The sequence below is a fragment of the Streptomyces sp. M92 genome (genome assembly GCF_028473745.1).
Classification (GTDB): Bacteria; Actinomycetota; Actinomycetes; order Streptomycetales; family Streptomycetaceae; genus Streptomyces.
In genome coordinates this window covers 7,170,590-7,183,606 of record NZ_CP101137.1, presented here as the reverse complement: position 1 = coordinate 7,183,606, position 13,017 = coordinate 7,170,590, and the positions used below count along the sequence as shown (strand labels likewise).

11 protein-coding genes are annotated in these 13,017 nt (G+C 73.5%); 9 read left to right on the top strand and 2 right to left on the bottom strand.

Annotation, left to right across the window (positions count from 1 at the left end; all coding sequences use genetic code 11):
• Positions 1-123 precede the first annotated feature (123 nt).
• The 9 genes from M6G08_RS33155 to M6G08_RS33115 all read left to right on the top strand — a co-directional run bounded on the left by M6G08_RS33155 (position 124) and on the right by M6G08_RS33115 (position 11,027).
• On the top strand, positions 124-705 hold the full coding sequence (locus M6G08_RS33155) for a hypothetical protein (protein WP_272590824.1): 582 nt from the start codon (positions 124-126) through the stop codon (positions 703-705).
• Between the two features lie 64 nt (positions 706-769).
• Complete coding sequence (locus M6G08_RS33150; RefSeq protein ID WP_272590823.1) at positions 770-1,387, top strand: TetR/AcrR family transcriptional regulator; 618 nt, start codon at positions 770-772, stop codon at positions 1,385-1,387.
• Positions 1,388-1,510: 123 nt separating this feature from the next.
• Entirely contained in the window at positions 1,511-3,754 is a 2,244-nt protein-coding gene (locus tag M6G08_RS33145) for a molybdopterin oxidoreductase family protein (RefSeq protein WP_272590822.1), read from the top strand.
• Positions 3,755-3,877: 123 nt separating this feature from the next.
• Complete coding sequence (locus tag M6G08_RS33140) at positions 3,878-5,305, top strand: CitMHS family transporter (protein WP_272590821.1); 1,428 nt, start codon at positions 3,878-3,880, stop codon at positions 5,303-5,305.
• A gap of 113 nt (positions 5,306-5,418) precedes the next feature.
• A complete protein-coding gene (locus M6G08_RS33135) occupies positions 5,419-6,663 on the top strand; it encodes an MFS transporter (protein WP_272590820.1) in 1,245 nt (414 codons plus the stop codon).
• Positions 6,660-6,851, top strand: coding sequence for a hypothetical protein (locus M6G08_RS33130; RefSeq protein ID WP_272590819.1), 192 nt, complete (start codon positions 6,660-6,662; stop codon positions 6,849-6,851). Before M6G08_RS33135 ends, M6G08_RS33130 begins: the two co-directional genes overlap by 4 nt.
• A gap of 198 nt (positions 6,852-7,049) precedes the next feature.
• Entirely contained in the window at positions 7,050-8,396 is a 1,347-nt protein-coding gene (locus M6G08_RS33125) for an ABC transporter ATP-binding protein (protein WP_272590818.1), read from the top strand.
• Between the two features lie 124 nt (positions 8,397-8,520).
• A complete protein-coding gene (locus tag M6G08_RS33120; protein ID WP_272590817.1) occupies positions 8,521-9,909 on the top strand; it encodes an aldehyde dehydrogenase family protein in 1,389 nt (462 codons plus the stop codon).
• Positions 9,910-9,929: 20 nt separating this feature from the next.
• Complete coding sequence (locus M6G08_RS33115; RefSeq protein WP_272590816.1) at positions 9,930-11,027, top strand: zinc-binding dehydrogenase; 1,098 nt, start codon at positions 9,930-9,932, stop codon at positions 11,025-11,027.
• A gap of 228 nt (positions 11,028-11,255) precedes the next feature.
• Here M6G08_RS33115 and M6G08_RS33110 read toward each other — a convergent pair whose 3' ends face one another.
• Positions 11,256-12,209, bottom strand: coding sequence for a DMT family transporter (locus M6G08_RS33110; RefSeq protein WP_443049028.1), 954 nt, complete (start codon positions 12,207-12,209; stop codon positions 11,256-11,258).
• Positions 12,210-12,275: 66 nt separating this feature from the next.
• Positions 12,276-12,983 (bottom strand): ArsR/SmtB family transcription factor, encoded by a 708-nt coding sequence (locus M6G08_RS33105; protein ID WP_272590814.1) that lies wholly within the window; start codon positions 12,981-12,983, stop codon positions 12,276-12,278.
• Positions 12,984-13,017: the final 34 nt, after the last annotated feature.

Genomic DNA, 13,017 nt, shown 5'->3' with positions numbered 1-13,017 from the left:
CGTACGGGCTTCCCGGCGCACACCCGTCCCCGTGCCCGTCATACCTGTCCCTCCGCGGGATGATGACCTGAACCAGACCTCCGGGCGATCCGCGCGGTCGGACCGGTGTTCTAGTCTCTCGTTATGTCGTGGACGCGGAGAGTGCTCGCCGTGCTCGCGGTCTGTGTCCTGCTTCTGACCGGATCCGTGGGCTGCGGCTCCAGTGACGTGGGTGAACCGGAGGGCGGTGATGCGGCCACGCCGGTGGGCAGGCTGCTCGACGCCACCGACGAGGAGGGCCGGCGCTACCGCGAGGTGGACGCCGAGCACGCGCCCGAGGTCGGTATCGAGGTGCAGCCGGCCGGCGACGACAGCTGGGACGTACGCCTGACCGTGCGCGACTTCAGATTCTCGCCGGCGGGCACGGAGAGCGGGGCGGTACCCGGCCGCGGCATCGCCCACCTCTTCCTCGACGGTGACCTCGTCGCCCGCCTGCGCGGCCCGGACCACCGGCTCGACGCGGCCCTCGTCCCGCGCGGCACGCACCAGCTCACGGTCCGTCTCTACGCCGACGACGGCACCGTCTGGGCCGTCGACGGCAAGCCCGTCGAGAGCACGGCGGACATCACGGCGTCGGACGCGCAGCCGACCGAGGCGACGCGGCCGGAGGAGATACCGGAGGGCGCGGCGGGCCGGACGCCGGCCGACCCCGTGGCGGCCCGATGAGTACGGACACCGCTCCCTTCCGTACCGGAGGTCGCAGTTCACCCGAACGCGGCGGGAGGGCATCATGAAGACCGTGTCCCAAGCGACCCCGCTCCGCCGTGCCCCCGTGCAGCGGCGCAGCGCCGAACGGCTGACCAGGATCCTCGACGCCTGCGCCGACCTCCTCGACGAGGTCGGCTACGACGCGCTGAGCACCCGGGCCGTGGCACTGCGCGCGGACGTGCCCATCGGCTCGGTGTACCGCTTCTTCGGCAACAAGCGGCAGATGGCCGACGCGCTGGCCCAGCGCAACCTGGAGCGCTACGCGGAGCGCGTGACCGAACGGCTGACGGAGTCGGCCGACGACGGCTGGCGCGGGGCGCTCGACGCGGTGCTCGACGAGTACCTGGCGATGAAGCGGACCGCGCCCGGCTTCTCCCTGGTCGACTTCGGCAACCAGATCCCGGTCGGCGACCGCCACACCGTCCCCAACCACCGCGTCGCCGACCGGCTCACCGAGCTGCTCTCCGGCTACGTCGGCCGCAGCCCCGACGAGGATCTGCGGCGGGTCTTCCTCGTCGCCGTGGAGACCGCCGACACCCTCGTGCAGCTCGCCTTCCGGGTCGCGCCGGACGGGGACGAGAAGATCATCGAGGAGGCCAGGGAACTGCTCCGGGCGTATCTCGGGCGGGTTCTGGACTGACGGTCCGGCGTCCGCGGACTCGCGGCTGTTCACTCGGTGGTCGGTTGAAGACCTCCCCAACATGCCTACCGGTCGGTATGCTCACGCCGAGAGGTCAACGCCGCCGCCCTCCCGGGAGGACCCGTGTCCCGCACCGCCCTGCGTATCTGCCCCCTGTGCGAGGCCACCTGCGGCCTGGCCCTCACCGTCGACGGCACCACCGTCACCGCCGCCCGCGGCGACCGCGACGACGTCTTCAGCCGCGGTTTCATCTGCCCCAAGGGAGCCTCCTTCGGGGCCGTCGACTCCGATCCCGACCGGCTGCGCGCGCCCCTGGTGCGCCGGGACGGCGAACTGCGCGAGGCCACCTGGGAGGAGGCGTTCGACGCGGTCGCCGCCGGTGTCCGGCCCGTCGTCGAGCGGTACGGACCGCACTCCGTCGGCGTGGTCCTCGGCAACCCCAACGTGCACACCATGGCCGGAGCCCTCTACCCGAACCTCCTGCTCGGCGCCCTCGGCACCCGCAGCCTGTTCACCGCCTCCACGCTGGACCAGATGCCCAAGCACGTCTCCAGCGGACTGCTCTTCGGTGACGCGAACGCCATCCCGGTCCCCGACCTCGACCGCACCGACCACCTGCTCCTCATCGGCGCCAACCCGCTGGAGTCCAACGGCAGTCTGTGCACCGCGCCCGACTTCCCCGGCCGGCTCAAGGCGCTCAGGGCCCGCGGCGGCACCCTCACCGTCATCGACCCGCGCCGCACCCGCACCGCCAAGCTCGCCGACCGTCACGTGGCGATCCGCCCCGGCACCGACGCGCTGCTCCTCGCGGCCATGGCGCACGTGCTCTTCGAGGAGGGTCTGGTCGACCTCGGCGCCCTTGGCCCGCACGTCGAGGGGGCCGACGAAGTCGGGGCCGCCGTGAGCGAGTTCACCCCGGAGTCCGTCGCCGCCGCCTGCGACGTGGACGCCGGCGTGACCCGCGCCCTCGCCCGCGAACTCGCCGCCGCCCCCACCGCCGCCGTCTACGGCCGCATCGGCAGCTGCACCGTCCCGCACGGCACGCTCGCCAGCTGGCTCGTGGACGTCCTCAACACCCTCACCGGGAACCTCGACCGCCCCGGCGGCGCGCTCTTCCCGCAGGCGGCCACCGACCGGACACCCCGCCCCGCCGGGCCCGGCCGCGGTTTCGCGCTCGGCCGCTGGCACTCCCGGGTGAGCGCTCACCCCGAGGCCAAGGGCGAGCTTCCGCTGTCCGCCCTCGCCGAGGAGATCGACACCGCCACCGACGAGGGCGAGCCGGTCCGCGCGCTGCTGACCGTCGCCGCCAACCCCGTCCTGTCCGCACCCGACGGCGACCGCCTCGACAAGGCGCTGGCCTCGCTCGACTTCATGGTGAGCGTCGACCCGTACCTGAACGAGACCTCGCGCCACGCCCACGTCGTCCTGCCGCCGCCCCCGCCGGCCCAGAGCCCGCACCACGACTTCGCCCTCAACACCCTCGCCGTGCGCAACCAGGTCCGCTACACCCGCCCCGCCGTCCCGCTGGAGCCGGGCCGGATGGCCGAGACCGAGATCCTGGCCCGCCTCACCCTGGCCGTCACCGGCGGGCACGGCACCGACCCGGCCGCCGTCGACGCCATGGTCGTCCGGCAGACCCTCGACAAGGCCGTACGCGACCCGCACTCACCCGTCCACGGCCGCGACCCCGGCGAGCTGGCCGGCCGGCTCACCGGTGAGAACGGCCCCGAGCGGCGCCTCGACCTGATGCTGCGCCTCGGCCCGTACGGCGACGGTTTCGGCGCCCGCCCGGACGGGCTGACCCTGGACCGGCTGCTCGCCCACCCCCACGGCATCGACCTCGGTCCGCTGCGCCCGCGCCTCCCGCAGCCGCTGAAGACCCGCAGCGGCAAGGTGGAACTGCTGCCGGAACCGATCGCCGCCGACCTGCCGCGCCTCGGGCGGGCCCTGGCCGAGCGCCCCGCCGGGCTCGTCCTCGTCGGCCGCCGCCACCTGAGGTCCAACAACAGCTGGATGCACAACGTCCCCGCCCTCACCGGCGGCTCCAACCGCTGCACGCTGCACCTGCACCCCGACGACGCCGAACGCCTCGGGGTGCGCGACGGTCATCCCGTCCGCGTCAAGAGCGCCGGCGGAGAGGTGACCGCGCCCGCCGAGGTCACCGACACCGTCCGGCCCGGCGTGGTCAGCCTTCCGCACGGCTGGGGCCACGACCGCCCCGGCACCCGCCTCACCCACGCGGCCACCGTCCCCGGCGTCAACGTCAACCAGCTCCTCGACGGCAGCCTGCTCGACCCGCTCTCCGGCAACGCGGTCCTCAACGGCGTCCCCGTAACGCTCACACCGCTGACCGGCGCAAAGCTGTGACCTGGAGTTTTGCGCTTATTGCTCGCGTGTCAACGTCTTGTTAACGCGGCTTCACGGCACCTAACGTCGCTCGCACCGCCTGCCCCGGTGGGATGTTCAAGGGCGAACGTTAGGTACTCACTCATGCTGACCATCCTCGGCTTCGCCATGATCGCGACCTTCCTGGTCCTGATCATGATGAAGAAGATGTCGCCGATCGCGGCGCTCGTGCTGATCCCCGCGCTGTTCTGCGTGTTCGTCGGCAAGGGCGCCCACCTCGGTGACTACGTCATCGACGGCGTGTCCAGCCTCGCCCCCACCGCGGCGATGCTCATGTTCGCGATCGTCTACTTCGGGGTGATGATCGACGTCGGGCTCTTCGATCCGATCGTCCGGGCCATCCTGAGGTTCTGCAAGGCCGACCCGATGCGGATCGTCGTCGGGACCGCCCTGCTCGCCGCCATCGTCTCGCTGGACGGCGACGGCTCCACCACCTTCATGATCACGGTCTCGGCGATGTACCCGCTGTACAAGCGGCTGAAGATGAGCCTGGTCGTGATGACCGGTGTCGCCGCGATGGCCAACGGCGTGATGAACACCCTGCCGTGGGGCGGCCCCACCGCCCGCGCCGCCACCGCGCTGAAGGTCGACGCCACCGACATCTTCGTCCCGATGATCCCGGCCCTCGCCGTCGGTCTGCTCGCGGTGGTCGTCCTGGCGTACGTGCTCGGTCTGCGTGAACGCAGGCGGCTGGGCACGCTGACGCTGGACGAGGCGCTGGTGCGGGAGCCGGAGAGCGAGACGGTGCTGGTCGCGGCGGGCTCGGGCACGAAGTCCGGGGCCGGTGCGGGTACGGGCGCGGGTGCCGCGGCCGCCGGCCACGACGGTTGCGAAGGCGCCGCCGCCCCGGACGCCGAGCCGGACGACGACTTCCAGGGCCTCGACCCCAACCGCGCCACCCTGCGCCCCAAGCTGTACTGGTTCAACGCGCTGCTCACGGTCGCGCTGCTCACCGCCATGATCATGGAGCTGCTGCCGATCCCGGTGCTGTTCCTCATCGGCGCCGCGCTCGCGCTCACCGTCAACTTCCCGCACATCCCGGACCAGAAGGCCCGGATCGCGGCCCACGCCGACAACGTCCTCAACGTCTCCGGCATGGTCTTCGCCGCCGCCGTCTTCACCGGCGTCCTCACCGGCACCGGCATGGTCGACCACATGGCCAACTGGCTCGTGGACACCATCCCCGACGGCATGGGCCCGCACATGGGCCTGGTCACCGGCCTGCTCAGCCTGCCGCTGACGTACTTCATGTCGAACGACGGCTTCTACTTCGGCATCCTCCCGGTGCTCGCCGAGGCCGGTCAGGCGCACGGCGTGTCGACGATCGAGATCGCCCGCGCCTCGATCGTCGGCCAGCCGCTGCACATGTCCAGCCCGCTCGTCCCGGCCGTCTACGTCCTGGTCGGCATGGCCAAGGTCGAGTTCGGCGACCACACCAGGTTCGTCGTGAAGTGGGCGGTCCTGACGAGCCTGATCATTCTCGCGGCGGGCATCCTGTTCGGCATCATCTGATCAATCGCCTCATCCGGTGATCTGATCGCCGTCAACCGGTGACCTGTCCTGTTCCCCGGCCCGCTCCTCGACGGAGCCGTCCGGGGAACCGGCGGTTCGGAAAGGAATCAATCATGGTGCCCGGTGGGAACCGAGGCTGGCTGCTCCGCCTCGTCATCGCCTTCGGCTTCGCCCAGGGTGCGGTGTCGATGGCCCGGCCCGCCGTCTCCTACCGGGCCCTCGCGCTGGGCGCCGACGAGCGGGCGGTCGGCGTCATCGCCGGTGTCTACGCGCTGCTGCCCCTGTTCGCCGCCGTCCCGCTCGGCCGCCGCACCGACCACGGCCGCTGCGCGCCGCTGCTGCCCGTCGGCGTGGTCCTCATCGCCGGCGGCTGCGCGCTGAGCGGTGTCGCCGGCTCCCTGTGGGCGATGGCCCTGTGGAGCGGCGTGATGGGCCTAGGCCACTTGTGCTTCGTCATCGGCGCCCAGTCACTGGTCGCCCGCCAGTCCGCGCCGCACGAACAGGACCGCAACTTCGGCCACTTCACCATCGGCGCCTCGCTCGGCCAGCTGGCCGGCCCCATCGCCGCGGGCGCGCTGATCGGCGGCCCCGACATGGCCGGCGGCAGCGCGCTGGCCCTGGTGGTGGCGGGCGCGGGCGCGGCGGTCGCGTTCACGTCGCTGTGGCGCATTGAGCACCCCGGGGCCGCCAAGTCCCGTACGGAAGCGGGCGCGCGCGTGCCCGTGGGGAGCATCCTGCGCGCCCGGGGCGTACCCGCGGGCATCCTGATCAGCCTGTCCGTGCTGTCCGCCACCGACATCCTCACCGCCTACCTGCCGGTGGTAGGCGAGCACCGGGGCATCTCCCCGGCCGTGATCGGCGTCCTGCTCAGCCTCCGCGCGGCCGCCACCATCGCCTGCCGGCTGGTGCTGACGCCCCTGCTGCGGCTGCTCGGCCGCACGGCGCTGCTCACCGTCACCTGTCTGCTGGCCGCCCTGCTGTGCGCGGGCGTCGCCCTGCCGGTGCCGGTGTGGGCACTCGCGCTGCTGCTGGTCGTCCTCGGCTTCTGCCTCGGCGTCGGTCAGCCGCTGTCCATGACGACCGTCGTCCAGGCGGCCCCCGACGGCGCCCGCTCCACCGCCCTCGCCCTGCGTCTGACCGGCAACCGCCTCGGCCAGGTCGCCGCGCCCGCCGCGGCCGGCCTCGTCGCGGGCGTCGCGGGCGTCGCCGCGCCGTTCGTGATGCTGGGCGCCCTGCTGCTGCTGTCCTCGGGCGTCGCCCTGCGCTCCCCGTCCGGCGAGCCGGCCGCCGACGCCGACGTCCGGCGGCGGACTGGCAGGATGAAGCGGACCGCGTCGGAGAGCAGGGAGCGAGCATGATCCTGGTCCTCTTGTCCGCAGTACTCCTCCTGGCCGTGGGCGGCTGCGTCTGCGTGGTGTGGGCGGCCCGGGGCGGCCCCCGCTGGACGCGGGTGGTGGCCAGGGGGACGCTCCTGGCGGGCGAACTGGTACGCACGCCGGGCCGCGGCGGCAACAGCCGGAGCAACGGCGGCCGCTCGGACGACTGAGGCGCTGCCGCCCGCCGCGTGCTGAATCCCGGAGTCCGCTTTCTCACCAGATGGACACCCCCACCGAGATTGGGTCCGGTGTCTTCCCCCGGCCGCGCACATTCCGTTAACTTCCGTGACTCACACGCCCCGTACGACCCGCACGAGGGCGTCCGACCGCGGAGCACCAGCGCTCAGTGAGCCCCCGGGGGACCTCTCATGACACGCGCCATCTCCCTGCACGACGTGAGCAAGACCTACGCGCGAGGCGTCCGCGTGGTGGACCGGCTGTCGCTGGACATCGCGCCCGGCGAGTTCCTCGTCCTGCTCGGCCCCTCCGGCTGCGGCAAGTCCACCGTGCTGCGCATGATCGCGGGTCTGGAGGAGATCACCGAGGGCAGGCTGATGCTGGACGGGGCGTACGCCAACGACCTGCTCCCCTCCGAGCGGAGCATGGCGATGGTCTTCCAGAACTTCGCCCTCTACCCCAACATGACGACCCGCGGGAACATCGGCTTCCCGCTGCGCGTCGAGGACCCGCAGGCCGACCACGGCCCGCGCGTGGACGCCACCGCCCGGATGCTGGGCATCGAGGACCTCCTCGACCGCTTCCCCGCCGAACTCTCCGGCGGGGAGCGCCAACGCGTCGCCATGGGCCGCGCCATCTCCCGCCACCCCACCGCCTTCCTGATGGACGAGCCCCTGTCCAACCTCGACGCCAAGCTCCGCAACCACCTGCGCGCCGAGATCACCAAGCTGACCCGCGAGCTGGGCGTCACCACCGTCTACGTCACCCACGACCAGTCCGAGGCGATGTCCCTCGGCGACCGCGTCGCCGTCCTGCGCGGGGGCGTGCTGCAACAGGTGGACAGTCCCCGCGCCGTGTACGCGCTGCCGCGCAACGTCTTCGTCGCCGCCTTCATCGGTACCCCGCGCATCAACCTGCTGCGCGGCCTGGTCCGGGCCCCGCTGGACGGCGCGATGACCATCAGCCTCGGCAAGCAGTACCTGCGCCTGCCCGAACCGCTCTCCCTGGACCACCAGTTGCTCCGGGTGCAGCAGGGCCGCGAGGTCATCGTCGGCCTGCGCTCGGAGGCCGTGCGGATAGCCAAGCCCTCCTCCGCCCGCCCCGGCGAGGTGCTGCTCACCGGCCTCGTGGAGCACGTCGAGTTCCAGGGCCACGAGGTCCTCGTCCACTTCGACACCGGTTCGCACCCGGCCGTCGTCCCCGACCTGGAGGCCCCCCGCCCCGCCACCCGTCCGGCCCGGCGCCGCCGCGGCGACGGCACGGTCCTGGACCGGCTGCGGGAACGGGCCGGTGCCCTGCGCGCCGGACCGGTCGTCGTCATGGACGAGCCCCTGCCGGACCCCGGCTCCGAACCCACGGTCGCCGCCCCGGACGGCCGCCTCCCCGGCGACCTGATCGTCCGCACCACCCCCGACATCGACCTGCGCCACGGCATGCAGGTCCCCCTCCTGGTCGACCTCGCCCACCTGTTCGTCTTCGACCAGCACGGCGACCGGATCTGCCCCGCCCCGGCCCGGCTGCCCGACCTGGAGGAGTGACACCGCCGGGATACCGGCTCTCCGGGAGGGTGACCCGCGCCACCATGGTGGCCGCCCCTGGTGCCGTAAAACTATCGGCGCTAGTTTGGAGCGCGGACGACGACGCCCGCCCGGAAGGAACCCGATGAAGGCACACGACGGCATGTACATCGACGGCGCCTGGCGAGACGCCGACGGACGGGACGCGATCGACGTCGTGAACCCGGCCGACGGGCAGGTCATCGGCCGGGTCCCGGCCGGCACCGCCCTGGACGTCGACACCGCCGTACGGGCCGCCCGCGCCGCCCTGCCGGCCTGGTCCGCCACCCCGCCCGCCGAGCGCGCCGCACGCCTGGCCGCGCTGCGGGACGTGCTGGTGGCCCGCAAGGACGAGATCGCCGGGACCGTCACCGCCGAGCTGGGCTCGCCGCTGAAGTTCTCGCAGGCCGTGCACGCCGCCGCCCCCATCGCGGTGGCCGGTTCCTACGCCGAGCTGGCGGCGACGTACGCCTTCGAGGAGAAGGTCGGCAACTCCGTCGTCCACCACGAGCCGATCGGCGTCGTCGGCGCCATCACGCCCTGGAACTACCCCCTCCACCAGATCGTCGCCAAGGTCGCCCCGGCGCTCGCGGCCGGCTGCACGATCGTGCTCAAGCCCGCCGAGGACACCCCGCTCACCGCCCAGCTCTTCGCCGAGGCGGTGCACGAGGCCGGCGTCCCCGCCGGCGTCTTCAACCTGGTCACCGGCCTCGGCCCGGTCGCCGGACAGGCCCTCGCCGAACACCCCGGCGTCGACCTGGTCTCCTTCACCGGCTCCACCGCCGTGGGCCGCCGGATCGGCGCCACCGCGGGCGCCGCGGTCAAGCGGGTCGCCCTGGAACTCGGCGGCAAGTCCGCCAACGTCATCCTCCCCAGCGCCGACCTCGCCAAGGCCGTGAACGTCGGCGTCGCCAACGTCATGTCCAACTCCGGACAGACGTGCAGCGCCTGGACCCGGATGCTGGTCCACCGCGACCAGTACGACCAGGCCGTGGAGCTGGCCGCCGAGGCCGCCGCCAAGTACGCCGACCGGATCGGCCCCCTGGTCAACGCCAAGCAGCGGGAACGCGTGCTCGGCTACATCGAGAAGGGCATCGCCGAGGGCGCGCGCCTGGTCGCCGGCGGCCCCCAAGCACCGGTCCAGGAGGGCTGCTTCGTCAGCCCGACGGTCTTCGCCGACGTGACCGAGGACATGACCATCGCCCAGGAGGAGATCTTCGGGCCGGTCCTGTCCGTCCTCCGCTACGACGACGAGGACGACGCCCTGCGCATCGCCAACGGCACGGTCTACGGACTCGCCGGCGCCGTCTGGGCCGGCGACGAGGCCGAGGCGGTGGCCTTCGCCCGCCGCATGGACACCGGCCAGGTCGACATCAACGGCGGCCGCTTCAACCCGCTGGCCCCCTTCGGCGGCTACAAGCAGTCCGGCGTCGGCCGCGAGCTGGGCCTGCACGGCCTGACCGAGTACCTCCAGACCAAGTCCCTCCAGTTCTAGCCACGGGAGCACTCCACGTCATGGCCGTCCGTACCGCTGTCCGTGCCGCCGTCGTCCCCGCCGTGGGCGCCCCGCTGGAGGTCACCGGGATAGAGCTGCCCGACCCCGGCCCGGGGCAGATCCGGGTGAAGCTCGCCGCCGCCGGCGTCTGCCACTCCGACCTGTCCCTGTCCGACGGCACCATGCGCGTGCCGCTGCCCGCCGTCCTCGGCCACGAGGGCGCCGGCACGGTCCTTACCGTCGGCGAGGGCGTCACCCACGTCGCCCCCGGCGACGACGTGGTCCTCAACTGGGCCCCGTCCTGCGGCGCCTGCCACGCCTGCTCCCTCGGCGAGGTCTGGCTCTGCGCCAACGCCCTGACCGGCGCCGCGAACACGCACGCCCGCCGCGCCGACGACGGCACCGGCCTCCACCCCGGCCTCAACGTCGCCGCGTTCGCCGAGGAGACCGTGGTGGACGCCGGGTGCGTGCTGCCCTGCCCCGACGGCATCCCGCTCACCGACGCCGCGCTGCTCGGCTGCGCCGTCCTCACCGGCTACGGCGCCGTCCACCACTCGGCGAAGGTCCGCGAGGGCGAGACGGTCGCCGTGTTCGGCGTCGGGGGAGTGGGCCTCGCCACCCTTCAGGCGGCCCGGATCGCGGGCGCGTCGAAGATCGTCGCGGTCGACGTCTCCCCCGAGAAGGAGGAACTGGCCCGCGCCGCCGGAGCCACCGACTACCTCCTCGCCTGTGACACCACCGCCCGCGAGATCCGCGCCCTCACCGGCAAGCAGGGCGTGGACGTCGCCGTCGAGTGCGTCGGCCGCGCGGTCACCATCCGCACCGCCTGGGAGTCCACCCGGCGCGGCGGCCGCACCACGGTCGTCGGCATCGGCGGCAAGGACCAGCAGGTCGCCTTCAACGCCCTGGAGATCTTCCACTGGGGCCGCACCCTCTCCGGCTGCGTCTACGGCAACGCCGACCCCGCCCGCGACCTCCCGGTACTGGCCGAACACGTCCGCGCCGGCCGCCTGGACCTCGGCGCCCTGGTGACCGAGCGCATCGCCCTGGACGACATCCCGGCCGCCTTCGAGAACATGCTGGCGGGCAAGGGCGGGCGGGCGCTGGTGGTGTTCTAGCCGCCCGAGTCGAGAGCACGCGGGCACGAGAGGGCGCCGACCCCGCCCGGCGCCCCGTCCCCGCGAGCCTCCGCCCCCGCCCCTCACACCGCCACGGCCAGCCTCCGGCAGAAGCATGCGGCACGACCGTTGACCACACACCGTCCGGTCAGTGCGTTCCCGTCATCGCCCTTCGGTGATCGCCCTGGCGTCCGTCAGGGTGCCGGCCGACCGGCCGACCGGGCGCGTTCACGCCGACCGCGAGGCGCTCTCGGGCCGCGACTTAGGGGCTTCGGCCGAAGTCGCGGCCCGCGCCCGCGCCCGCTTCCGGGACCGCGACACCGCCACGCCCGCCAGGCACAGCGCGCCGCCGGCCAGGGTGAGCAGCCCCGGCACCTCGCCGAGGGCCAGCCAAGACATCAGGACGACGAGGGCGGGCACGGCGTACGTGGTCGCGCCCATGCGGCCGGCGGTCGTACGGGCCAGGGCGTACGCCCACGTCGTGAACGCCAGCGCGGTCGGGAACACGCCCAGGTAGACCATGTTCAGCGTCGCGGAGAGCGGCGCGTCGGCCGCCTCCGACACCAGCTGCCCGGCGAACGGCAGGCAGAGCACCGCGCCGACCAGGCATCCGTACGTCGTCACCTGGAGCGCGCTCGCGTGGCCCAGCGCGGGCTTCTGGGCCACCACCCCGCCCGCGTACGCCACGGCGGCCAGCAGGCACAGCACCACCCCGAACAGCGAGGAACCGCCCTCGCCGGACATCGACAGCCCCACGGTCACCGCACCGGCGAACGACACCGCCATCCCCGCCAGCAGCCTCGGCGGCAGCGCGTCCCCGAGCAGCCGGGCGCCGAGCAGGGCGATGAGGATCGGTCCGACGTTCACCACCAGGGCGGCCGTACCGGCGTCCACCTGCTGCTCGCCCCAGTTGAGGACGACCATGTAGAAGCCGAACCAGAGCAGGCCCGATATCGCGATCCCGCGCCAGGCGGGGCGCGGCGGCAGCCCTTCCCGGCGCAGCAGGCAGATCACGCCGAGCGTCAGGGCACCCGACAGCAGTCGGCCGAGCGCCAGCGCGCCCGGCGAGTACGCCCCGCCCGCGCTGCGGATCGAGACGAAGGCCGAGGCCCACAGGACGACGGTGACCGCGGCCGCGCAGGCGGCGAGCAGGTCCGGACGGCGGGGCGGGGTGGTGCTCATCATGCTCCCGAGGCTAGGTGGGAAGGGAGGGGGCGACCGGCGGACTTCGGACGGGGCACGCGTGGCTCAGCGCAGCGAGACCGGGTCGATGCCCAGCAACCCGGACAGCGCCTCCTCGCCCGCCGGCGTCACCTTCACCGCCCGCTCGGAGCCGATGCGCACGCACCAGCCCGACTCCAGGGCGTGCCGGCACAGGGCCGCGCCCGCGACGCCCGCGAGGTGGGGGCGGCGTTCGGTCCAGTCGAGGCAGGCCCGGGCCAGCGGCCGGCGACCGGTGCGCTTCAGGACGATCCCGGCGGTCCCGAACCAGCCGAGCCCCGCGTCCGTGAGCGCGAAGCCGGTGTCCTGGCGCAGCAGTCCGCGCCCGGTCAGCGCGTCGGTGACCGCGATCCCGAGCCGCCCGGCGAGATGGTCGTAGCAGGTGCGGCCCCGGGCCATCGCCGACCCGGCGCTCGCCGCCCGCAGGGTGCGCGGACGCCGAGCCCCGGGCGCCACCTGCGCGGCCAGGTCCTCCACCAGTTGGGCGACCCGCTCGTCGGCCAGCCGCACGTACCGGTGCCGCCCCTGCCGCTCCTCGGCCAGCAGCCCGCCCGCGACGAGCTTGCCCAGGTGCTCGCTGAGCGTGGAGGCGGCCACTCCGGCGTGCCGGGCCAGCTCACCGGCGGTCCACGCCCGCCCGTCGAGCAGGGCCAGCAGGCAGGCGGCCCTGGTCTCGTCGGCGATCAGAGCGGCCAGCCGCGCGAGTCCGGGGGCCCCGGCGTCCTTCACGGTCATGCGTCCAAGGATGCGGTAGGCACGGTTCGGCGGT